A 22847-nucleotide genomic window follows, 5' to 3' on the forward strand; every position below is an offset into this window, starting at 1 on the left:
GAAAATGCTGCCCACTTGCAATGCACGATGAATTAACCGATTCTATTCCAAAAACGGGCTTATGAGTATGCAGATTAGTTTTTCCAATCTTGAGACCTTTATCAAAGAGGGCGCTGGATTCTTGGCCAAAGGGCCGATCGCGCTTGTCTTTGCCGAGGATGAGGCCGAGCTCGACACCACATTGCGCCACCATCAGCAGCTTGGTTTTCATCGCGTGATTGGATTTATGCCGCGCGAGTTTTCACTTGCTGTCGATCTGGTCGATACGATTGTGCGTGTGAATTACGACGTGCGCGGGGAAGAGGCGCTCAGCAAAGCTGTGAACGCCGTAATTGATAAAGCAGAAGGGCAGTGGCTTTATTACTGCTTCAATGCTGAATACCTTTTCTATCCGTTTTGCGAGACGCGGGTTGTGGGCGAAATGCTTGCGTTTCATACTGAAGAGCGCCGTGATGCGATGCTCACCTATGTGGTGGATCTCTATGCGGGCGATCTGGACAGCTATCCAAGCGCAGTTTCTCTTGATAGCGCCTTTATTGACCGCTCAGGATATTACGCGCTCGCGCGGCCTGATGCAGCCAATCACAATCATCCAAAAGAGCGGCAGCTCGACTTTTTTGGCGGGTTGCGGTGGCGCTATGAGGAGCACATCCCAGTGCCACGCCGCAAGATTGACCGTATTGCGCTGTTTCGCGCCCAGCCAGGCTTGCGACTGCGCGAAGATCACACCTTTAATGACGAAGAATACAATACCTTTGCCTGCCCTTGGCATAACAACCTCACGGCTTCGATTTGCTCGTTCCGAACGGCCAAAGCGCTCAAGCGCAATCCGGGCTCGACCTTTGATATTCACAGTTTCAAGTGGCATAACTCTGTCCCCTTTGAATGGCACTCGCGCCAGCTGCTGGACTTGGGCCTGATGGAGCCGGGGCAGTGGTTTTAGGCGGTTAGGCGTAGACCTCCTTCGGCGGCTCGGCTAAAACCCCTGAGAAATTTCACGGGGACTGATATGTCATCACACGGCGCCGCACTTCCGATGCTCTCACGCAAATGTAAAGGCCTTACGGGCGAGGCCCATGTGCCCGGCGATAAATCGATCTCGCATCGCTCGCTTATTTTGGGGGCAATGTCCGTGGGGGAGACCCGTATTACAGGGCTTTTGGAGGGGCAGGATGTGCTCGACACAGGCCGTGCGATGCGCGCGTTTGGTGCTGAAGTTGAAGACCTTGGCCAAGGCAACTGGCGGGTTTACGGCGTTGGCGTTGGCGGGTTTACAGAACCTGACAATGTGATTGACTGCGGCAATTCCGGCACGGGCGTGCGTCTGATTATGGGCGCGATGGCGACCACTGACATGACGGCAACCTTTACGGGCGATGCCTCGCTCAATTCGCGCCCGATGGCGCGGGTGACGGATCCGCTGGCTTTGTTTGGAGCGCGGGCCTACGGGCGGCGCGGCGGGCGCTTGCCGATGACGATTGTGGGCGCGGCAGATGCGGCGCCTGTACAATACACTGTGCCTGTGCCGAGTGCTCAGGTGAAATCTGCTGTCTTGCTGGCGGCGCTGAATGCGCGGGGCGAGAGCCAAGTTATTGAGCGTGAAGCGACGCGGGACCACACCGAGCGAATGCTGGCTGGGTTTGGCGCGACAATCGAGACGGAAGAGACCGCCGAGGGCCGCATCATTCGCTTGCAGGGGCAGCCCGAACTTAAAGCCCAAGATATTACTGTGCCGCGCGATCCGAGCTCTGCGGCCTTTCCTGTCTGTGCGGCGATTATCACTGAAGGTTCGGATGTGCTTGTGCCCAACATTGGCCTGAACCCGACGCGGGCGGGGCTGTTTACCACGCTGATCGAGATGGGTGCAGACCTGACCTATGAAAACCTGCGCGAAGAGGGCGGCGAGCCTGTGGCTGACTTGCGCGCTAAATTTTCCCCCAATCTCAAGGGGATCGAAGTTCCGCCTGCGCGTGCGGCGAGCATGATTGACGAATATCCTGTGCTCTCTGTTGTGGCGGCCTTTGCTGAAGGGCGTACCGAAATGCACGGCGTGAAAGAGCTGCGTGTGAAGGAAAGCGACAGGATCGACGCGATGGCCAAGGGGCTGCGCGCTGCGGGTGTCACTGTTGACGAAGGCGAGGACTGGTGGGCTGTTGAGGGCCGTGGGCATGGCAATGTGACGGGCGGCGCGACAGTTGAGAGCCGTCTGGATCATCGCATTGCGATGTCGTTCCTGATTCTCGGAATGGCGAGCGAGCAGCCTATGCAGGTTGATGATGGTGGGCCTATTGCGACGTCTTTCCCTATATTTGAGAGCCTGATGGGCGGGCTTGGCGCTATAATCGAGCGGGTGTGACATGAGCTTTGCGATTGCCATAGACGGGCCAGCTGCGGCGGGGAAGGGCACGATATCAAAGGCTGTGGCCGCGCATTTTGGATTTGCGCATCTAGATACGGGGCTTTTGTATCGGGCTGTTGGTGCCAAAGTGCTCGACGGGGTAGACCCTATTGAGGCGGCGCGCAGTCTTGTGGCGGAAGACTTGGAGAATGATGCGCTGCGCACGGCGGATGTGGCGCAAGCTGCGAGCCGTATCGCTGTGATTGGTGAAGTGCGCGCGGCATTGGTGGACTTTCAGCGCGCGTTTGCGCGGCGTGCGGGGGGGGCCGTCTTGGACGGGCGCGACATTGGGACGGTGATTTGTCCTGACGCAGAGGCCAAGCTGTTTGTGACCGCCAGTGCAGAGGTGCGCGCAGCGCGACGCCACGCGGAGCTTTTGGGGCGCGGGGCGGAGGCGACATTGCAAGAGGTTCTGGCTGATGTGAAAGAGCGCGATGCGCGTGACGCGGGCCGCGCTGAAGCGCCGATGGTTGCGGCTGTGGATGCTGTTTTGATTGACACCTCAAGCATGAGTATTGAGGCCGCCGTGACGGCGGCGATCGCAGCAGTGGAGGCAGCACGAAAATGACAACACGCAGGCTTGGAAAAAATGGCCCAGAGATCAGCGCGATCGGGTATGGGGCGATGTCTTTTTCGGACTTTTACGGCGCAACGAGCGAGGCGGAAAGCCACGCGATCCTTGATCATTGCCGCGATGTCGGGTTGACCCATCTTGATACCTCCAACATCTACGGCATGGGCCGCTCTGAAGATGTGATCGGAAGCTACTTTGCGGCCCATCCTGACGCCAAGCAGGAGTTTGTGATTGCGACCAAGGCATCGATTGCCAGAGACGAAAGTGGAAATCGCATTTTTAGAAATGATCGCAAGCATTTGGAAGAAGAACTTGATAAGTCACTTCAACGTATGGGTGTCGATCACGTGGGTCTGTTTTATGTCCATCGCCGTGATCCGAACGTGCCGATTGAAGAGGTGACAGAGAGCCTTGCGGCGATTGTGAAGACGGGCAAGGCGCTTGGCTTTGGTTACTCTGAAATCGCGCCGAGCAGCCTGCGTCGAGCGGCAAAAGTGGCGCATGTCAGTGCGGTGCAATCGGAGTATTCCTTGAGCACGCGCAGCCCAGAATTGGGCCTTGTGCAGGCCTGTGCCGAACTTGGCACAGCGCTTGTTGCATTTAGCCCTGTTGGGCGCTCTTTGTTGACCGATACACCCCTGAGTTTTGAGGCCGTGCAGAGCCTTGACTTCTTGCGCGGCAATCCGCGGTTTATGCGCCCGAATTATGAGGCCAACGTGAGTGCTGCAGCCGGCTTTTGCGCTTTGGCCGCCGAGATGGGTGTGAGTGCTGCGGGGCTGGCCAACGCATGGCTTCTGGCGCAGGGGGACCATGTGATCCCGATCCCCGGGACGCGTTCTGTCTCGCATTTGAGTGATTGTTTGCAGGGGCGGGACGTCAGGCTGACATCTGAGGATTTGGAGCGGATCGAGGCGATCTTGCCGCTTGGGTGGGCGCATGGGGACAGGTATTCTGAAGCGCAGTGGATCGGACCTGAGCGCTACTGTTAAGGCTGGATTTGTGTGACAAATCAAACTGAGGCTGGGGAGCACTGCTTCCCCGCGTCCCCTCGGGATATTTTGAGAAAGAGGAAACCTGCAGTTTGCAGAGCAAAAAAAGGGCTGGGGCTTGCCTTTGAGGCAGGAGCGTTATATACGCGCGCCTGTCGAACAAGGCGGGGCTACCGCAGGGCAAAATGAGCAGGGTCGGAAAAGTCCGGCCCTCTTTGTTTTAAAAGCTGCCAGCGCTGTCTGACCAATAGAAACCCGAAGACCGGCGGAGACAACCGCACGGCCAGAAACACTTAAAAGGAATGAAACGCCACATGGCTAGCACAGTATCTATGGAAGACTTCGAAGCGCTTTTGAATGAAAGCTTCGAAATGGACACGCCCGAAGAGGGCTCTGTTGTCAAAGGCAAGGTTATCGCGATCGAAGCGGGCCAAGCTATCATCGACGTCGGCTACAAAATGGAAGGCCGCGTTGATCTGAAAGAATTCGCAAACCCAGGTGAAGCTCCTGAAATCGCTGTTGGCGATGAAGTGGAAGTCTTCCTGCGCTCGGCTGAAAACGCCCGCGGCGAAGCGGTTATCTCACGTGAGATGGCGCGCCGTGAAGAAGCATGGGACCGTCTGGAAAAAGCATATGCTGACGAAGAACGTGTCGATGGCGCGATCTTTGGCCGCGTCAAAGGCGGCTTCACAGTTGACCTCGGCGGCGCCGTGGCCTTCTTGCCTGGCTCACAAGTTGACGTGCGCCCCGTGCGCGACGCAGGCCCACTTATGGGCCTCAAGCAGCCGTTCCAGATCCTCAAAATGGACCGCCGCCGTGGCAACATCGTTGTTTCACGTCGTGCCATTCTTGAAGAATCACGTGCCGAACAGCGTGCAGAAGTCATTGGCAACCTTGCTGAAGGCGATTCTGTTGACGGTGTGGTCAAGAACATCACCGAATACGGTGCGTTTGTTGACCTCGGCGGCGTAGACGGCCTTCTCCACGTGACAGACATGGCATGGCGCCGTGTGAACCACCCATCAGAAATCCTCACAATCGGGGAAACTGTGAAGGTTCAGGTCATCAAGATCAACAAAGAGACGCACCGCATCAGCCTCGGCATGAAGCAGTTGCAAGACGATCCATGGGATCTCGTCGCGGCCAAATATCCGCTCGAGAGTGTCCACATGGGCCGCGTGACAAACATCACCGATTACGGCGCATTTGTTGAGCTGGAAGCCGGTGTTGAAGGTCTTGTGCACGTGTCTGAAATGTCTTGGACAAAGAAGAACGTACACCCCGGCAAGATCGTGTCGACATCACAAGAAGTCGAAGTCATGGTTCTCGAAATCGATGGTGCAAAACGCCGCGTTTCGCTTGGCCTCAAGCAAACACAGCGCAACCCATGGGAAGTCTTTGCTGAGACGCACCCAGAGGGCAAAGAAGTTGAAGGTGAAGTTAAGAACATCACTGAATTCGGCCTCTTCATCGGCCTCGAAGGCGACATCGACGGCATGGTGCACCTCTCAGACATCTCTTGGGATGAGCGCGGCGAAGACGCGATCCAGAACTACCGCAAAGGCGATATGGTTCAGGCCGTTGTCTCGGAAGTTGACGTTGAGAAAGAGCGCATTTCGCTTTCCATCAAAGGCCTCGGCGGCGACAAGTTTGCCGAAGCAGTTGGTGGCACGAAGCGTGGCAGCATCATTACTGTTGAAGTCACATCCATCGAGGATGGCGGCATCGAAGTTGAATATGAGGGCATGAAAAACTTCATCCGCCGCTCAGACCTCAGCCGCGACCGTGCCGAGCAGCGCCCTGAGCGTTTCTCTGTTGGCGACAAGGTGGATGTGCGCGTTACAAACGTAGACGCCAAAACACGTCGTCTCGGCCTCTCGATCAAGGCGCGCGAAATTGCCGAAGAGAAAGAAGCTGTGGAGCAGTATGGCTCATCAGACAGCGGCGCATCACTTGGTGATATCCTTGGCGCGGCGCTCAAGTCAGACGACTGAGACCAGCAATAAGACATTTGAAGAGGCCTCGCGGTGCAAGCTGCGGGGCCTTTTCTTTTGTCGAAATGCAGCTGCGAATCGGAAGTGGATGTGGTGAATGTCAGCGCCAGCTTTGTCGCCTTGCTGCGCTGCGGCAGGGAGAGAGTGTGCCAAATGGCTGCAAAACCCCTGATTTTACTTCCATTTTTCCGTGATTGAGGCAAGGAAGTAGGTTCCTCAATGAAAAATTTCTTCTATAGTCGGTGAAGAAAAAAAATAAAACTTCTGCCTGGGGAGACAGATTCACATGATCCGCTCGGAGCTTGTTCAAAAGATTGCGGAAGAAAATCCGCACCTCTTTCAGCGTGATGTTGAAAGAATTGTTAATACCATTTTCGAAGAGATCATTGACGCTATGGCTGCGGGCGACCGTGTTGAGCTACGCGGCTTTGGGGCCTTTTCTGTCAAGCAACGCGACGCACGGACAGGGCGCAACCCGAGGACGGGCGAAGCTGTGGAGGTTGAAGAAAAGCATGTGCCGTTCTTCAAGACTGGCAAGCTGCTTCGGGACAGACTGAACGGGAAGTAAGTGATGCGCTTGATCAGGTATGTGTTTCTGGCAATTTTGGCCGTGTGTTTGATAACAGTGGCCTTGGCCAACGCAGACGTTGTCACCTTGAACCTTTTGCCAGAAGCCCTTGCACAGGCAACGGGGTATGGCTTTTCTATTGAGCTGCCTTTGTTTGTCGTGATTTTTATCGGTATCTTGGCTGGGCTTTTGATGGGCTTTGTCTGGGAGTGGTTGCGGGAGCACAAGCACCGCGCTGAGGCCGCGCGCCACCGTGGGGAAGTGAAGAAGCTTGAAGGCGAGTTGAAACGTATCAAGACTGGCAGCGAAGAGCACGGCGACGAGGTTCTGGCACTGCTTGAAAAAGCAAGCTGAAGTCAGATAGACAGGCAGACAAGCGGGCGCGGGCGAGAGCTTCGCGCCTTTTTTATGTCAGACGAGAAAGAGCGGGTAGGGCCAATGGACATCAGGGTGAAAATTTGCGGGCTGACGCGTCCAGAGGATGTTGCGGCTGTGGCCGCTGCGGGCGCACAGTATGCGGGGTTTGTCTTTTTTGAGAAATCGCCACGCAATGTGAACATTGAAACGGCGCGCGCTTTGGCTTTGGAAGCCCCTGTTGGTTTGGCCAAGGTGGCGCTTGTGGTGGATGCGGATGACGCCGAACTGGACGCGATCGTGGGGGCTGTGCCGCTGGATATGTTGCAGCTTCATGGCCATGAGTGCCCTGAGCGTGTTTCTGAGGTGCGCGCGCGGTATGGCTTGCCTGTGATGAAGGCGGTGGGTGTGGCCGATGTGGAGGATATGGCGCAAATAGCGCTCTATGAAGAGGTGGCGGACCAGCTTTTGATTGATGCAAAGCCGCCCAAAGGCGCGGATTTGCCCGGTGGAAACGGGCTTTCCTTTGACTGGCGGTTGCTCTCGGGGCGCAAATATTGGCGCAAGCCTTGGATGCTCGCAGGCGGGCTGACGCCGCAGAATGTTCGTCAAGCGGCCCAGATGACGGGTGCGCGGCAAGTGGATGTGTCCTCGGGCGTTGAGGCGGGCGCAGGTGTGAAAGATGCACGCAGGATTGCGGAGTTTGTGGCGGCTCTACGCTGATTTGGAATTTGCTCTGCAAATCCGACCCAACGGGGGGCAGCCCGCTGTTTCATAAACCATTGGGCGTATGAAGCCTCCACCGAGATATTTTTGGAAAGAAAAAGCAGGGGCGGCGGCTTTTGAGTGCGTTTGCCTTGCTCTTGGGCGCGGGGGCATTTACCAACAGTCAAACGCTGACAGAGAGGGCATCTTATGGCCGACGATCTTTTCAACTCCTTCATGAACGGGCCTGACGAAAACGGCCGCTTTGGCGACTTTGGCGGACGGTTTGTTTCCGAGACTTTGATGCCGCTGATCCTTGGTCTTGAGGCCGAGTATGAGAAAGCCAAGACGGACCCGAGCTTTTGGGCTGAAATGGACGATCTTTGGGCCAATTATGTTGGCCGTCCGAGTCCGCTTTACTATGCTGATCGGCTGACCCAGCACCTTGGTGGCGCGAAGATTTATCTCAAACGGGACGAGCTCAACCACACGGGCGCTCATAAGATCAACAACGTTTTGGGGCAGATCCTTTTGGCGCGCCGCATGGGCAAGAAACGTATTATTGCTGAGACAGGTGCAGGACAGCACGGCGTTGCTACCGCGACGGTCTGTGCGAAGTTTGGTCTGCAATGCGTTGTTTACATGGGCAAGCACGATGTTGAGCGTCAAGCGCCAAACGTGTTCCGTATGCGCCTTCTTGGTGCGGAAGTGATCCCTGTAACGTCGGGTCGTGGCACGCTGAAGGACGCGATGAACGATGCGTTGCGCGACTGGGTTACGAATGTACGCGATACGTTTTATTGCATTGGCACGGTCGCAGGGCCGCATCCTTACCCAGCGATGGTGCGCGATTTTCAGAGCATCATTGGTAAAGAAGTGCGCTGGCAGCTTGCCGAGCAGGAAGGCGAAGGGCGTTTGCCCGATACCTTGATTGCGGCGATTGGCGGCGGCTCAAATGCTATGGGGCTGTTCTATCCGTTTCTGGATGATCCAAGCGTGAACATCATTGGTGTTGAGGCCGGCGGCAAGGGTGTGAACGCCAAGATGGAGCACTGTGCGTCTTTGACGGGCGGGCGACCAGGCGTTTTGCATGGCAACCGGACTTATCTTTTGCAGGATGATGACGGGCAGATTCTTGAGGGGTTCTCTATCTCTGCGGGGCTTGATTATCCAGGAATTGGCCCTGAGCATTCGTGGCTGCATGATACGAAGCGCGCGCAATATGTGAGCATCACCGACAAAGAGGCACTGGAAGCCTTCCAGCTGTCTTGTGCTTTGGAGGGGATTATTCCTGCACTTGAGCCCAGCCACGCGCTGGCGCATGTGATGAAGATTGCGCCAAAGCTGCCACCCGAGCATATCCTTGTGATGAATATGTGTGGCCGCGGGGACAAAGACATCTATACGGTCGCCAAGCACCTTGGCTTTGATATGTCTGACACAGAAGGGCGCGAGGCGGACTAAGGCTTTGCCGACAGGTATGAAAAGGGCTCATCATTGGTGAGCCCTTTTTTGTTGCCTATAACTCGGGTTTATGTGGCTAAACCGCATGTGTAGTTTGGCCAACTTAAACCTGGGGCCTATAGAGGATTTGAGCGAGATGCACTTTTCTCAACTCAGCAAGCGAGACTTGTTGAACGCAATTGAGAAAAGGACGACCCCATGAAACGCATTCTTATGACCACGACAGCACTGGTTCTTGGCTTCTGTGTACATGTCAACGCCGGCACTTTTGAAGAGGCGGCTCTCAATACCTTTCAAGAGCAGGGCTATTCCAACATTGATGTCAGCACGAGCGGCAATCAAGTGAATGTGCAAGCGGTCAAGGAAGGTATTGTCGTGGATATCACCTATGACAGCGACACAGGTGCCGTGATCTCGCAGGACGCCTCTTATGCCGATGACAACGATGGTCACGATAGCAGTGACAGCCATGATGATAACGACAGCCATGATAGCAACGACAGTCACGATGATAACGATGGCCACGACAGCAACGACAGTCATGATGATAACGATGGCCATGACAGCAACGACAGTCATGATAGTAGCGATGATCACGGGCGTGGTGACGGTGAAAGTGATGGTCACGACAGCGATAGCCATGATGGCCACGGCGGAGATAGCGACAGCGACGGCCACGGCGGAGACAGTGACAGTGATGGCCACGGTGGCGACAGCGACAGTGATGGCGATAGTGACGGCGACGACTGAGGCTGCGCTTAGCGTTGCTTTGCCAAGTCAGGCGTGATCCGTTAGCGTCGCGTTGATGAAAACTGTATGCTGGCATTCGGAAAACGGATGCCAGCAGTTTTGTAGGACATGGGAATGTATCGTCGAATTAGCATCATATTAACCGTCCTAGTTGCTCTGTCGTTCGCACCATTTGCGGCACATGCAGACAGCAAAGGTGATGCCTTTGCAGCCAAAGTGGCAAGCCAGCTCAAAGATCTAGGGTATTCCACTGTCGAGGTGTCGCGGACCTTTTTGGGCCGTATACGCGTCGAGGCGACGGGATCTGCTGGCGAGCGGGAAATCATTTTCAACCCGCGCACTGGCGAGATACTGCGAGACTTTTCAAAAGCTGGACATGGTGGGCTCTTGACGTTGCCTTCAGGCGATGGGGGAGAAGATGGCAACGACGTCGGTGGCGATGAAGGCGGTGACGACGGTGATGGAGACGATGGTGGTGACCACGGCGACGACGGTGACGACGGTGGTGATGATGGTGGTGACGATGGTGGCCATGGCGGTGACGACGGCGACGGTGACGGTGACGGAGATGGTGGGGATGACTGATCAGATCAACTCGCCAGAAGAGCGGGGCAACGCATGAAACAGGGTAAATTGATTGCTCTCTTGATGCTCCTGCAAGGGGCCTGCGCTGTTTTCTTCGTGTTTGATATTCTTGCTACGCTTCTGGGTCTGCGCGCTACTCCTATTAGTTGGCAGACGCGTGAGCTCTTGGAAATTGGTGCCGCAATCGGGCTTGTTCTGGGTGTTATTCTGGGCTGGATCGCGCTGCGGCGCTCGCTCAATCGATCACGCCGTGCGGAAGAGAGTCTGCGCACTGTACGCCGAGAGTTCAGGGATCATCTGGAACAGCAATTTGTGTCTTGGGGGCTGACACCGGCCGAGCAGGATGTTGCCCTCTTTTCTCTTCAAGGGTTTTCTATCGGTGAAATGGCGCGTTTGCGCGACAGTTCGGAAGGTACGATCAAGGCGCAAAGCAACGCTATTTATCGCAAAGCTGGCGTGAGTGGGCGGGCGCAACTGCTGAGCTTGTTTATTGAAGATCTGCTTGTTCCCGAACCTGATATAATAGAAAACAACGTCTGCCAAGCTTAAAGGCTTGAGCTTTAACCTTGGGGCTCAGCGTGCTCTTGAAGAACCCTCAGTGGCACAATGTCGAGTGCGCGGGCGTGCGTGGCTGCCAGCGAAACTTTGGGGGCGCAGCCTTCGTCATGGGCTTGCAGGAAGCGGGCGGCGCAAAGGCACCAACTGTCGCCTGCCTTAAGGCCCGCAAACCCGAATTCGGGGCGCGGTGTGGAGAGATCATTGCCGACGTATTTAGAGAAGGCGAGGAACTCGTCTGTCATGATGGCACAGACGGTATGGGAGCCTGTATCTGCGGCGCAAGTGTTGCAAGCGCCATCGCGGAAATAGCCTGTGAGCGGATCAGAGGAACAATGCGCAAGCGCGCCGCCGAGGACATTTATCGATGCATCAGGTGTCATTGGGCTGCCTCTGCTATGGCGCGGAACATGGCGGTGTTGGAGAAACTTACGCCAGCTTCGCGGAATTTCTTATCGGCTGAGTTGATCGCAATCACCACGCCGAGGGGTTGGTTGATGTAGATGTACTGCCCATAGATGCCGCGAGCAAAAAACTCGCCATCGCGGGCGTCGGACGGCATCCACCATTGATAGCCATATTGTGTATTGCCTTTCACCGTTTTGGCGGAGGGGCGGGTGCTTTGGGCGATCCAAGCTGCGGGGATGACTTGCACACCGTTCCAAAGGCCGTTTTGGGCGATCATTTGACCAAAACGAGCGTAATCTCGTGTTGTGAGATTGAGGCCACCGAGCACGAAGGCCGTTCCATAGCCGTCTGTGACATAGTAGGGCGCTTGCTCGAGCCCGAGGGGGGCGATGATGCGCTCTGAGAGAAGCTCAGAGATGGGGCGGCCCGTTGCGCCACGGATCACCATCCCAAGGATGTGCGTGTCAATCGAGACGTATTGCCAGCTTTTGCCTGCTGCAGCGTTTGTCTCTGTGAGGCCAGCAGCGAAGCCATCCATGGACTGGCCAAGCGCCAGAACGCGTCCCATTTTGTTGATGTCAGACCAGAAGTCGAGGTAGTCCTCATTGAAGCGCACACCGCTTTCCATCTGAAGCACATCTTCAATACTCGCGCCGTCATAGGCTGTTCCGAGAAGGGCGGGGGCATATTGGGTTACGGGGTCATTGACTGAGCCGATTGTGCCTTCTTCCAAGAGCACGCCGAGGAGGGCAGAGATAAAAGACTTGGCCACCGACCATGAGATACGCCGATCGTCGGGACCAGTGCTTAGGTAGTAAGCCTCGTGGCGCAGAAGACCGTCTTTGAGCACCACGGCACTTGTTATGGCACGCTCAGTCACCCATGCGTCATAGGTATCCGGCAGGGTGATAGCCTGGCCAATGATGAGCGCGGAGACTGGGGCGTCCCCGCGTGGCACAGGCACCGAGAGGAACATTGTGTCCATATGGGAGAAGTTGTGCACGATCTTATCGGCGGAGAAGAGCGAGTTCACCGCCAGCACGCGCGTAATTTCTTCGCGTTTCCAAGCATAGAGCGCGCCTGCAAGCAAGATCAGCACCAGAAGTGTGCGGCCGAGCCATTTACCGAATGTGCGCATGATGCCTCCGTTTTAAAGAAGCGTAAGGGGCTTCAGGACGCGCCGCAAGGGGGGCTATTTGAACTTGTCCATTAGCTTCTGCATTGGGCTGCGAGCGTCTGGCTCAGGCGCCTGATCTGAGGCTTGGGGTGTGTCTGAGGGCTTCGCTTTGGCGGGCTTTTCACGAGGCGGCTGTACGCGCAGTGCCACCGCGTTCATAAAGCGCCCTGTGTCGCCTTGGGCGAGCGCTGGAGCGCCATCGGCAATGCCGCGCAAGAGATCATCAAGCCAGCCAGCTTCGGCCTTGGCGAAATCGTTGAGAACATAGCGCGCGACTGCATCTTTATGGCCCGGGTGGCCGATGCCGAGGCGAATACGGTGATATTCAGGGCCGATATGGGCATGGATCGAGCGCAGGCCATTGTGACCAGCGTGGCCGCCGCCGAGCTTGGCACGGCATTTGCCGGGGGCAAGATCAAGCTCGTCATGAAAGACGGTGATGTCATCGGGTGTGAGTTTGTAAAAACGCATCGCCTCGCCGACGGACTGGCCTGAGAGGTTCATAAAGGTTTCCGGCTTGATCAGCACGACTTTGTCTGAGCCAAAGCGCCCTTCGCTTACGAGGCCCTGAAACCGAGACTTCCACGGACCGAAGCCATGAGCGTTTGCGATTTCATCGAGTGCCATAAAGCCGATGTTGTGACGGTTCTGGGCGTATTTTGCGCCTGGATTGCCGAGGCCGACGAAGATTTGCATGGGAGCCTTTCACACGCTGGTTGTTATTGTGGTTTAGGCATCTGGACCCTAAGATTCAACCTATGTGAGTGGGAGTGTGGTGTGTGGAGCGTTTTGAGTTGAATGGTGTGGCGTTGGTTTGCCCTGAGGGACAGCTGACAGATAAGATCCGCGGCAAGCTCGCCTCGGGAGAGTATGAAGGCTCCGAAGCCCGCGCGGTTATGATGCGGGTAAAGGCAGGGCAGCGTGTGCTCGAGTTGGGAGCAGGGCTCGGCTATATCGGCGCGCTGGCTGCGCGGATTGTCGGCGCTAAAAATGTGACCTCTGTGGAGGCCAACCCCGATATGATTATGGCGATCCGAGACAATTATGCGCTGAATGGCGTGGCTGAGATTGATCTGCGCCATGGAGCCGTTGTTGGGCAAGACTATGAGGGCCATTCGCTCGCTTTTGCTTGCGCCAAGCAGTTCTGGGCCTCGCGGATTGCGGGGGCCGCCGATACAGGTGCCGGGATCGTGGATGTGCCTGCGCTCAGGATTGAGACGCTGCTTGCGGATGTGGCACCCAATTTTGTGATCATGGATATTGAGGGCGCGGAGCAATATCTCTTTGCTGCGAAATGGCCTCGCTCAGTCAAGCAAGTGGTGATCGAGCTGCACCCAAAGCAATATGAGAGTGGCAAGGTGATCAAAGAGATCGTTGATATGCTCTCTCGCTCTGGCCTCACCTATGACCCTGTCGCCTCGCGCGGGACGCTTCTGGCGCTGCGGCGGGTCTGAGGCAGAAACAAAAAAAGCCCGCCGATGAGGGCGGGCTTTTCTGATTGGTTGGCAGTGCCAGCTTATTCGGCTGAATCGCCTTCAGCTTCTGCGTCTGCTTCTTCTTCATCGTCGCCAGCTGAGCGCAGGCTTGATGGAGCAGAGATGTTGGCGATGACGAAGTCACGATCAACAGTTGGCTTTGCGCCTTCTGGCAGCGTTACATCAGAGATGTGAACGATGTCGCCAATGTCGAGGCCAGCAAGATCGACTGTGATGCTCTCAGGGATATCGCCCGCTGTGACCATAAGCTCGACTTCTGGGCGTACGACTGTAAGAACGCCGCCTTTTTTGATGCCGGGTGCTTCTTCTTCGTTGATGAAATCAACGTGGATGAAGAGAGCGATTTGTGACGTGCGGCGCAGGCGCAGCAAGTCGATGTGCGTTGGCAAGTCTTTGACAACGTCGCGCTGCACGTTACGGCAGATCACGCGCACGTCTTCCTGACCTTCAACCTTGAGGTTGAAAAGGGTCGAGAGGAAGCGGCCTTCTTTGAGCTTTTTCAAAAGCTTGTTGAAGGGAATGTTGATGGGCAAAGGCTCACCTTCGCCGCCATAAACGATTCCGGGAACCATGCCGTCGCGGCGTGCCTGACGAGCGGCGCCCTTGCCTGTCCCCGTGCGTGCCTCGGCGTGAAGATCTGGGATCTGTCCAGCCATGTTGAATACTCCATAAGTTAGGGCGGGGATCCTCCAAGGCTGTATCCCCGCGTGAAGGCTGGGCGATAGCTGGTTTGGGCTATATTGGCAAGGGGTTTTGCCCCGATTTTCAGCGTTTTTAGCTGTATTCCAGTTCCAAGTGCCCTCCCGCCTTTAGAACGCGTTCGTAAAGTGCATAATCTTCTGCACGCGCAGCGCGGAAGCGGGCCTCTGTTTCAGGGGTGATTTCTGTTGTGATCGCGGGGGAGGTATTGGCTTGCTTGAGGGCAATAGGGCGCCCGAAGCGTTCTTCGAGAAAGTCGAGTAACGCGGGCATTTGCTCATAGGCAAAGAGATGGTGCAGGGGCAATGTGCCGTTCTTGAGAGAGAGAAATTTGAACTGCGTCCCAACATTGACATGAGGTAAATGCGGATTGGAAAGTGCATCCCGCACATATGCATCAAAGCTCATGCCAGAGGAGGATTTGGGGCTCGATAGCAAGACCTCGCGAGTGCGGTATTTGTACCAGCTGCGCAGATGATCAAGGGGGTCACGGATGACAGCAATACGTTCTGGCGTGAGCTTGTATGCATTGCGCAGAAACGGCGCGCAGTGTTTGTCAAAGGCGGCTGCAGACATGTGCTTGCGTCTGCCCTTAAACAAAATATCCGCCTTGCCGCGCAGAGCCGCTTCGAGTGCGGTTGTACCTGTCTTGGGCACGGCCAGCATCGCGAGGTTTTGTTTGAAAAAGATCTGCACGTTTTACCCGCCTTTTCACAGTACTCTGGCCAGCTTAGGCTTAGATCAAGGGTGTGAAAATACCCTTTCTTTTTGGCCCAGTTTGGCCTTCGTCTGGGGGCAAAGCCCCCGGCTGGTTGTGTGCAAAGCGCGTGACAGTCAGCCCTTATGTCTGCCAGTCGCCTTCAAAACCTTTGGGAATCATGAGGATGTCGCGGTTGACGTCTTTGATGTCTGTCTTGCCGCACAGCGCCATGGATACATCTAGCTCCTTGTGAATGACTTCCAGCGCTTTTGTGACCCCTGCTTCGCCCATTGCGCCGAGGCCATAGACAAAAGCGCGGCCGATGTAGGTTCCTTTCGCGCCCATCGCCATGGCTTTGAGAACGTCTTGTCCCGAGCGAATGCCGCTGTCCAGATGAACTTCGATCTTATCGCCCACAGCATCCATAATGGCGGGGAGCGCGCGGATCGAGCTGAGCGCTCCATCAAGTTGTCGGCCACCGTGGTTGGACACGATGATCGCGTCGGCCCCCACATTGAGCGCTTCAATCGCGTCGCGGGCATCAATGATGCCTTTGATAATCAGGGGACCGTCCCACATTTTGCGGAATGCGCGGATACGATCCCAGTCAAGCGATTGGTCAAAGGCTTCTGATGTCCATGTGGTCAGTGAACTCGCGTCTTCCACGCCTTTGGCATGGCCCACGATGTTGCCAAAAAAGCGTCGTTTCGTGCCAAGCATGCCAAGGCCCCACTGAACCTTAGTCATCATGTTTGCGACAGATTTCACTGTCAACTTGGGCGGAGCGGAGAGGCCGTTTTTGAGGTCTTTGTGACGTTGTCCGAGGAGCTGCAAATCGACCGTGATCACGGCGGCAGAACAATTGGCGGCTTTTGCACGGTCAAAGAGGCGCTGCATGAAGTCATCGTCTTTGAGCGTGTAAACCTGCATCCAGAAAGGTTTTTCTGTATTTTCAGCCACATCTTCGATTGAGCAGATCGACATGGTCGATAGCGTGAAGGGCACGCCAAATTTTTCGGCAGCGCGTGCGGCTTTGATCTCTCCATCCGCGTTTTGCATGCCTGTCAGACCCACGGGTGCGAGGGCGACGGGCATGGAGACGTCTTGCCCGATCATCTGTGTCGCAGTGCTGCGACCTGCCATGTCAATGGCAACGCGCTGACGCAGGTAGAGCTTGTCAAAGTCAGAGGTGTTCTCGCGGAAGGTTTGCTCCGTCCAGCTGCCGCTTTCACAATAGTCGTAAAACATGCGTGGTGTACGGCGCTCGTAGATGCGCTTGAGATCGTTGATATTCGTGATCACGGGCATAACGGGTCTCTCTTTCGCTAAAATTGGTATGAAATGGTTACCAATACAAAGGGTTTCCTGCAATCGAATTTACCCTTGTTTAGGGCCGCTTAAACTTTGCGCGGCTAGGGTCTGCTGGAGAAAAAAAGGAGACCTCTATGAAGGGCGTAATTTTTGTTGAGCTATTGCGTATGGCCGAAGCCAATGCTGGCGAAGAGCTTGTGGATGAGGTGCTTGACAGTCTGACGCTTGAGAGTGGCGGTGCTTATAGCGCGATTGGAAGCTACTCTTGCGGCGAACTGTTCAGTATTGTGGGAGCCTTTAGCGAGCGGCTGGATGCGCCTGCAGAAGATTTACAGAAGATGTTTGGGCACTGGATGTTCAGCTATTTTGTGGAAAATTATGGGGAGTTTTTTACCGACAAAAAGTCGGCTTTTGATATGTTGGCTTCAATAGAGAACGAAGTGCATGTGGAAGTGCGCAAGCTTTACCCAGACGCCGAACTGCCGTCGTTTGAGACGCTTCAGACTTCAGAAACGGAGATGAGTATGACCTATAAATCTGCGCGTCCGCTTCAATCATTTTGCCACGGCCTGATTGAGGCCTGCCTGACCCACTACGGCACACCTGGTGTGATTTCTGTCGATGATCGCTCTGATGGACACCCTGCGCATGTCGTATTCTTGATTGGTTTGGAGAAGGCCTGAGGGTGCGCGCTGAAAGGCATCATATGACGCAGGCGGGCCCGGTTACGCGCAATCGCTATGAGCGTGAGAGGGCGGCACGGCAAAGTGCTGAGCGGCTTCTAGAAGCGAAGAGTCGCGAACTTTTTGAAGCTAATCAAAGGCTTATGCAGCAGGCACAGGCGCTTGAGCTGGCGGTGACCGAGCGGACCCGTGAGGCAGAAGAGGCCGCACAGGCCCGGGCGCAGGCCGAGGCTGCGAATGATGCCAAGTCAAGCTTTCTGGCTTCGATGAGCCATGAAATCCGCACACCCTTGCACGGCGTGTTGGGGATGATGAGTGCACTCGACAGCACGGCGCTCACAAACGAGCAGCGCGATTTGCTCGAAGTCATGAAAGAGGCGGGCTATGTGCTGCGCACTGTTGTGAACGATATTCTGGACCTCAGCAAAATAGAGGCGGGGCAGCTCGAATTGAGCAATGCGGCGTTCTATTTGCCCAACGTCTTGAAAAGCCTGAAGCAGCATTTTGGTTTGAGTGCTTCTGCGAAGGGGCTGACGCTCCTGTTTGACACAGATGCAAGTTGTGAGCGGTGGCTTTTTGGCGATGAATTCAGGCTCCGGCAGGTTTTTGGCAATCTTTTGTCTAATGCGGTCAAGTTCACGGCACACGGCACAATTCTTTTGAAAGCAAGGGTCAGGCAAGAGGCGGGCGGCGTTTATGGTCTGGATGTCTTGGTTGAGGATACGGGTCTTGGACTGAGTGCTTTTGCGCGGGATGGCCTCTTTAAGCCTTTCGCACAAGCCGATCCAAAGATTGCCCATCGCTTTGGCGGAAGCGGACTTGGGCTGACGATCACACGGCGTATATGCCATTTGATGGGCGGGGCCATCACGCTGGATGGGGAGGAAGGCAAGGGGACGGTTGCGGAGTTTCAGGTGCGCCTCAAGTCAGCGGAGCCGCCTGAGGCGCGGACTCACTGTGCCGATCTGGCGAGCGCGGAGGCGCTTTTAGAAGCGCGCAATTGGACCATTCTTGTGGTGGATGACAGCGCGGTAAATCGCAAAGTTGTGACGCAATACCTTAAACGCTACAAATTGACGGTCTTGGAGGCCGAGGACGGCGTGAATGCTGTTGACCTGTGGCGGCGCGCCAAGCCTGATTTCATTCTGATGGATATCAATATGCCTGTGATGGGGGGCATTGCCGCAGCCTTGCGTATTCGCGAAGAGGCGATTGAGCGTGCAGAGCCACGTGTCCCTATTGTCGCGCTGACGGCAAATGCGATGTCGCATCAAGTCAACGACTATCTGGACGCAGGACTCGATGCCCATATTGCAAAACCTGTGGGGCGTGCAGAGCTGGTGCGCGTGATCGGCTCGTTCCTGTCGCAGCGTGTGTCGCGCGCTTAAGCGCGATGGGCCCCATCGGCCAGTGACTTCACAAAAGTGAGGACATCAGCGGGTGTGTCACCCTTTGCGATCCGATCAACGATCGCGGAGCCAACCACTGCGCCATCTGCAACACTGGCGATGGCTTCTGACTGCGCGGGTGTTTTGATGCCGAAGCCCACAATGATCGGGAGATCAGTTTTGGATTTGATCCGTGCGACTTCCGGGGCAACATCTTCTGCCTGCGCCTCGGCGGAGCCTGTAATTCCTGTGATTGAGACGTAGTAGACAAAGCCAGATGTGTTTTGGAGCACTTTGGGCAGGCGGGCGTCATCTGTTGTTGGTGTGGCCAGACGAATGAAGTTTAGGCCTGCGGCTTGCGCGGGAATGCAAAGCTCAACATCCTCCTCAGGCGGAAGGTCCACCACGATCAGCCCGTCGATCCCTGCGGCTTTGGCGTCTTTGAGGAAGGCCTCGACGCCATGAGAATAGATCGGATTGTAGTAGCCCATCAATACGATCGGTGTTGTCTCATTGGTCTTGCGGAACTCTGTCGCCATAGCGAGTGTTTTGTTGAGCGTCATGCCCGCCTCAAGAGCGCGCTGCCCCGCCAGCTGGATGGTTGGTCCATCTGCCATCGGATCGGTGAAGGGCAGGCCCAGTTCGATAATATCTACGCCTGCCGAGGGCATGCCTTTCATCACCTCAAGGGAGGTGGCAACATCGGGATCACCCGCCATGATGTAGGCCACGAAGGCTTTTTTATCTTCGGCTTGAAGGGCGGCGAATGTGGCGTCGATGCGGCTCATGGGGCATTCCTTTTTATGTTGAGGCAGATGTGCCCCAAAAGCAGTGGGGAAATCAATAGGAAGTGGTTTCCAAACCTGCTTTGCTCCCTTGGAGGGCGCGAGGGCGGCCCTCTTGATGCAAATTCTGCCGTTTTGCTCTTCTCACAGGGAAGACTGGGATAAGAAAAAAGTGCAGTGTGAAGCGAGTGTGTTGCAGCGGGGCGGGCGAGGGCTTATGAGGCGCACAACAGCATATGCGGGAGAAAAGCCATGGGCTTTAAGATGGGTATTGTGGGTTTGCCGAATGTGGGCAAGTCAACTTTGTTTAATGCGCTGACAAAAACGGCGGCGGCGCAAGCGGCGAACTTTCCGTTTTGCACGATTGAGCCGAATGTTGGTGAGGTCAATGTGCCGGATGCGCGCCTTGATACGCTTGCAGAGATTGCAGGGTCAAAGTCGATCATTCCAGCGAGAATGACCTTTGTGGACATTGCCGGGCTTGTGAAGGGCGCAAGTAAGGGCGAGGGGCTTGGCAACCAGTTTTTGGCCAATATTCGGGAAACTGACGCGATTGCCCATGTGCTGCGCTGCTTTGAAGACGGAGATGTAACCCACGTCGAAGGGCGCGTGAATCCTGTGGAAGATGCGGAAGTCATCGAGACTGAGCTCATGCTCGCGGACCTGGAGAGCGTTGAGAAACGCCGTCAGGGGCTCGTGCGCAAGCTCAAGGGCAATGACAAAGAGGCCGCCCAGCAAGACCGTTTGCTCGCTGCGGCGCAGGCGATGCTGGAAGAGGGCAAGCCTGCGCGACTTGTCGAAGTGGATGCGGAAGACGCGAAAGCTTGGAAAAACCTCCAATTGCTGACCTCTAAGAAAATTCTTTATGTGTGCAATGTCGACGAGGGCAGCGCGGCCACGGGGAATGCACATTCTGATGCGGTCGCGGCTATGGCAGCGGAGCAGGGCGCAGGCGCGGTCGTTATTTCTGCGCAGATCGAGGAAGAGATCAGCAAGCTGGAAGACGATGAAGCCGAAATGTTTCTGGAGGAAATGGGCCTTGCTGAGGCAGGTCTCGACCGTTTGATCCGTGCGGGCTACAATCTTTTGCACCTTGAGACTTACTTCACAGTCGGCCCAAAGGAAGCGCGTGCTTGGACGATCCGCGAGGGTACAGGTGCGCCGCAGGCGGCGGGCGTGATCCATGGCGACTTTGAAAAAGGCTTCATCCGCGCTGAGACGATTGCCTATGCTGATTTTGTTGCCAATGGCGGAGAACAAGGCGCGAAAGAAGCCGGAAAGATGCGCGCCGAGGGCAAGGCTTATGTCGTCAAAGACGGCGATGTATTGCACTTCTTGTTCAATAAATAAAACCAAGCTCCGCGCACGGCTTTGACTGTGGTCAAGGGCGCGCGCGGGGCTTGCTCTGCTGCATTTGCGCAACGGGGCTTTTGGGCATTGGTTGAATTCTGGGCATGAGCCTGCTAGGCTCTCCACATGAAACAAGCACTGTAAGTTCATGAATTGTAATGGAGTCGTGGTTTTTCCACAGGCTCCTGTGTGCTTGGTGTTTTGTCTTTTATCTTCAAATGATGTTCCGCCCATGCGCTTTCTGGCCCCTTGAGAAGGGCCAAACAAACGCCGCATCGGAACACGGCCAATTTGAGCAGGACAGACAAATGACACATCAGGATTCAAAACCCCTCACTGGCATACCCGCATTGGCGCAGGACTTGACGACGCCTGAAGCGATCCGCCGCGCCGCAGGTTTGACGGCAGAAGAGATGGCCGCGCTTTTGGGGATGGGCGACTATGGTTACAGCGCGTGGGAGCGCGGTGCGCGTACGCCAGGCGGGCCAGCTTTGAAGCTTTTGGCTTTGATCGCGACAGACCCCATCAAAATGATTGCGGCGTTGCGCAAGGCCTAGTCGTCATCCATGTTCTGCGGCTCGCCTGTTTCAGGCAGGGGCGCAGTGACATCAAAGCCATACTCAAGACAACAGGCGGCATGGGCGGCCTGCATTTGGGCATAAGCGGGGTGATCTGGGCCTAGGTCACGAGTTTGCCACCAGTCTTTTGATAGATCAAACAGCTGTGTGGAGCCGTCACTGTAGCGGATGAAACGGTACTTGCCTTTGCGCACTGCGGCGCTCTGATGCAGGAAGGTTGGCACTGCGCGGTCAGGTGCGCGTGCCCAGTCCATTTGGGGGCGCAAGGAGCGGCCGAGGCTTCCGTCGAGTGGGGGCAGGTCCGCATAATCCATCACGGTGGGGCCGATATCGAGCAGCGCCACAGGGTCACTGACCACTTGGGCGACGGGCTGCTCGGGATCGTGAATGATCAGAGGCACGTTGGCGACCTGCTCCCATAGGGTGTGCTTGCGAAAGCGGTTGCGCTCGCCGAGGTGGAGCCCGTGATCAGAGGCGATGATGACCAAGGTGTTGTCGGCAAAGCGTGAGGCCTTGAGCGCGTCCCAGATGCGGCCCAAGTGATAATCTGTGTGGCTGAGTGCGGAGAAGTAATTGCGCACGCTTTTGCGCCATTGCTTGAACTTGTCGGCGTTTAGATTTTGCGAATTGTGTAGCTCCATAAAGGCGCTCTCGTCAAAGCCCTCTTGCCAAGCCTTTGGCTTTCTGAAGTTTTTCTCGTCATACATCTCTTTGAAGCGACGCGGTGTGATCCAAGGGCCATGCGGCCCGTAGAAGCCGATCTCGCGGTAAAACGGGGCATCTTCTTTGTAATTGTTGAAGAAAGAACGTGCCGAATTGGCTGCTTGGTGGTCGTAAAATCGCGGGTCGTCTTTTTCGTCTTTGGCCGCTTTGCCGCCGCGTAGCCCGCCAAACTCGATGCTGATGGCCTCGGGGATCTGCCAATCGCCACGAAACTTCTTGGGATTGTCGGAAAAGAGAGTTTGGTGGATTTCGTCGGGCAGGGCGTCATAGCCTTGCATGACTTTGCCGCCTGAAGAGCAAAAGTATCCGGCTTGCTTGAGTTTGTAAGGCCACATCGCCTCTGCTGGGATTTTCTCAAAATAGTTTTTGTAGGGGCCCGTGACACCTGATTGATGCGGCGATTGCCCTGACATGAAGCTGGCGCGCGATGGGCTGCAAACGGGAGCCTGACAATAGGCCGCTTGAAAGGCTGTGGACTCTGCGCAAATGCGGTCCAGATTGGGCGTTTGTAGGGCTTCGCCAAAGGCGGTTTTGTATTTCCAAAAGGCGACTGCATCATCAAATGTGATGAGAATGACGTTCTTGCGCGCGTCTTGTGTCGACATGCTCTGCT

Annotated in this window: 25 protein-coding genes; 17 read left to right on the forward strand and 8 right to left on the reverse strand. The window is 55.8% G+C overall.

Annotation, left to right across the window (positions count from 1 at the left end):
- Nucleotides 1–73: 73 nt before the first annotated feature.
- From DSM117340_RS03685 to DSM117340_RS03740, 12 genes are all read left to right on the forward strand, one after another.
- Nucleotides 74–943 carry a hypothetical protein gene (locus DSM117340_RS03685; protein WP_089888973.1) on the forward strand — a complete coding sequence of 290 codons (870 nt, stop codon included), beginning with the start codon at nt 74–76 and terminating at the stop codon, nt 941–943.
- A gap of 66 nt (nt 944–1009) precedes the next feature.
- Nucleotides 1010–2356, forward strand: a complete 1347-nt coding sequence (gene aroA / locus DSM117340_RS03690) for a 3-phosphoshikimate 1-carboxyvinyltransferase (RefSeq protein WP_089887969.1) — start codon at nt 1010–1012, stop codon at nt 2354–2356.
- Nucleotide 2357: 1 nt separating this feature from the next.
- Entirely contained in the window at nt 2358–2966 is a 609-nt protein-coding gene (locus tag DSM117340_RS03695) for a d(CMP) kinase (RefSeq protein ID WP_089887970.1), read from the forward strand.
- On the forward strand, nt 2963–3961 hold the full coding sequence (locus DSM117340_RS03700; protein WP_089887972.1) for an aldo/keto reductase: 999 nt from the start codon (nt 2963–2965) through the stop codon (nt 3959–3961). Before DSM117340_RS03695 ends, DSM117340_RS03700 begins: the two co-directional genes overlap by 4 nt.
- Before the next feature lie 302 nt (nt 3962–4263).
- The gene (gene rpsA / locus DSM117340_RS03705; protein ID WP_271437247.1) at nt 4264–5955 is read left to right on the forward strand and encodes a 30S ribosomal protein S1; all 1692 of its coding nucleotides are present in this window, start codon (nt 4264–4266) and stop codon (nt 5953–5955) included.
- 286 nt (nt 5956–6241) lie between these two features.
- Complete coding sequence (ihfB, locus tag DSM117340_RS03710; RefSeq protein WP_089887975.1) at nt 6242–6523, forward strand: integration host factor subunit beta; 282 nt, start codon at nt 6242–6244, stop codon at nt 6521–6523.
- Nucleotides 6524–6526: 3 nt separating this feature from the next.
- Complete coding sequence (locus DSM117340_RS03715; protein ID WP_089887977.1) at nt 6527–6877, forward strand: LapA family protein; 351 nt, start codon at nt 6527–6529, stop codon at nt 6875–6877.
- 54 nt (nt 6878–6931) lie between these two features.
- Nucleotides 6932–7600 (forward strand): phosphoribosylanthranilate isomerase, encoded by a 669-nt coding sequence (locus DSM117340_RS03720; protein WP_245724350.1) that lies wholly within the window; start codon nt 6932–6934, stop codon nt 7598–7600.
- 192 nt (nt 7601–7792) lie between these two features.
- Nucleotides 7793–9046 (forward strand): tryptophan synthase subunit beta, encoded by a 1254-nt coding sequence (trpB, locus tag DSM117340_RS03725; RefSeq protein ID WP_089887980.1) that lies wholly within the window; start codon nt 7793–7795, stop codon nt 9044–9046.
- 198 nt (nt 9047–9244) lie between these two features.
- Nucleotides 9245–9796, forward strand: a complete 552-nt coding sequence (locus tag DSM117340_RS03730; protein ID WP_089887982.1) for a hypothetical protein — start codon at nt 9245–9247, stop codon at nt 9794–9796.
- Between the two features lie 114 nt (nt 9797–9910).
- Entirely contained in the window at nt 9911–10381 is a 471-nt protein-coding gene (locus tag DSM117340_RS03735) for a PepSY domain-containing protein (protein WP_089887984.1), read from the forward strand.
- A gap of 33 nt (nt 10382–10414) precedes the next feature.
- On the forward strand, nt 10415–10930 hold the full coding sequence (locus tag DSM117340_RS03740; RefSeq protein WP_089887985.1) for a response regulator transcription factor: 516 nt from the start codon (nt 10415–10417) through the stop codon (nt 10928–10930).
- An 11-nt stretch (nt 10931–10941) separates the two neighbouring features.
- On the opposite strand, the gene DSM117340_RS03745 is transcribed toward DSM117340_RS03740, so the two are convergent.
- Genes DSM117340_RS03745 through pth form a run of 3 tightly spaced genes read right to left on the reverse strand, consistent with a single transcriptional unit; the run spans nt 10942 to nt 13217 of the window.
- Nucleotides 10942–11319 (reverse strand): DUF2237 domain-containing protein, encoded by a 378-nt coding sequence (locus DSM117340_RS03745; protein WP_089887986.1) that lies wholly within the window; start codon nt 11317–11319, stop codon nt 10942–10944.
- Nucleotides 11316–12482: a serine hydrolase gene (locus DSM117340_RS03750; protein ID WP_089887988.1), complete on the reverse strand. Its 1167-nt coding sequence runs from the start codon at nt 12480–12482 to the stop codon at nt 11316–11318. The genes DSM117340_RS03745 and DSM117340_RS03750 overlap by 4 nt, the downstream gene beginning before the upstream one ends.
- Before the next feature lie 54 nt (nt 12483–12536).
- A complete protein-coding gene (gene pth / locus DSM117340_RS03755) occupies nt 12537–13217 on the reverse strand; it encodes an aminoacyl-tRNA hydrolase (RefSeq protein WP_089887990.1) in 681 nt (226 codons plus the stop codon).
- 83 nt (nt 13218–13300) lie between these two features.
- Here pth and DSM117340_RS03760 point away from each other — a divergent pair, with 83 nt between their 5' ends.
- Nucleotides 13301–13975, forward strand: coding sequence for an FkbM family methyltransferase (locus DSM117340_RS03760; RefSeq protein ID WP_271437248.1), 675 nt, complete (start codon nt 13301–13303; stop codon nt 13973–13975).
- 62 nt (nt 13976–14037) lie between these two features.
- Here DSM117340_RS03760 and DSM117340_RS03765 read toward each other — a convergent pair whose 3' ends face one another.
- From DSM117340_RS03765 to DSM117340_RS03775, 3 genes are all read right to left on the reverse strand, one after another.
- Nucleotides 14038–14673, reverse strand: coding sequence for a 50S ribosomal protein L25/general stress protein Ctc (locus DSM117340_RS03765; RefSeq protein WP_089887991.1), 636 nt, complete (start codon nt 14671–14673; stop codon nt 14038–14040).
- A gap of 118 nt (nt 14674–14791) precedes the next feature.
- Nucleotides 14792–15412: a hypothetical protein gene (locus tag DSM117340_RS03770; protein ID WP_089887993.1), complete on the reverse strand. Its 621-nt coding sequence runs from the start codon at nt 15410–15412 to the stop codon at nt 14792–14794.
- Between the two features lie 145 nt (nt 15413–15557).
- The gene (locus DSM117340_RS03775; RefSeq protein WP_089887994.1) at nt 15558–16724 is read right to left on the reverse strand and encodes an alpha-hydroxy acid oxidase; all 1167 of its coding nucleotides are present in this window, start codon (nt 16722–16724) and stop codon (nt 15558–15560) included.
- A gap of 137 nt (nt 16725–16861) precedes the next feature.
- Here DSM117340_RS03775 and DSM117340_RS03780 point away from each other — a divergent pair, with 137 nt between their 5' ends.
- Both DSM117340_RS03780 and DSM117340_RS03785 read left to right on the forward strand, forming a co-directional pair.
- A complete protein-coding gene (locus DSM117340_RS03780; protein WP_089887996.1) occupies nt 16862–17410 on the forward strand; it encodes a heme NO-binding domain-containing protein in 549 nt (182 codons plus the stop codon).
- A 143-nt stretch (nt 17411–17553) separates the two neighbouring features.
- Complete coding sequence (locus DSM117340_RS03785; RefSeq protein ID WP_177170616.1) at nt 17554–18798, forward strand: response regulator; 1245 nt, start codon at nt 17554–17556, stop codon at nt 18796–18798.
- Here the strand turns inward: DSM117340_RS03785 and trpA are convergent.
- On the reverse strand, nt 18795–19586 hold the full coding sequence (trpA, locus tag DSM117340_RS03790; protein ID WP_089887999.1) for a tryptophan synthase subunit alpha: 792 nt from the start codon (nt 19584–19586) through the stop codon (nt 18795–18797). The two genes, DSM117340_RS03785 and trpA, sit on opposite strands and share 4 nt — an antisense overlap.
- Before the next feature lie 249 nt (nt 19587–19835).
- Between trpA and ychF the strand changes: the two genes are divergently transcribed.
- Both ychF and DSM117340_RS03800 read left to right on the forward strand, forming a co-directional pair.
- Nucleotides 19836–20933 (forward strand): redox-regulated ATPase YchF, encoded by a 1098-nt coding sequence (ychF, locus tag DSM117340_RS03795; protein WP_089888000.1) that lies wholly within the window; start codon nt 19836–19838, stop codon nt 20931–20933.
- A gap of 308 nt (nt 20934–21241) precedes the next feature.
- Nucleotides 21242–21490 (forward strand): helix-turn-helix domain-containing protein, encoded by a 249-nt coding sequence (locus tag DSM117340_RS03800; RefSeq protein ID WP_177170617.1) that lies wholly within the window; start codon nt 21242–21244, stop codon nt 21488–21490.
- Here DSM117340_RS03800 and DSM117340_RS03805 read toward each other — a convergent pair.
- Nucleotides 21487–22839: a sulfatase-like hydrolase/transferase gene (locus tag DSM117340_RS03805; RefSeq protein ID WP_089888004.1), complete on the reverse strand. Its 1353-nt coding sequence runs from the start codon at nt 22837–22839 to the stop codon at nt 21487–21489. The genes DSM117340_RS03800 and DSM117340_RS03805 overlap by 4 nt on opposite strands.
- Nucleotides 22840–22847 lie beyond the last annotated feature (8 nt).

Origin of the sequence: Lentibacter algarum, assembly GCF_040580765.1 — a bacterium.
Taxonomy (GTDB): Bacteria; Pseudomonadota; Alphaproteobacteria; order Rhodobacterales; family Rhodobacteraceae; genus Lentibacter; species Lentibacter algarum.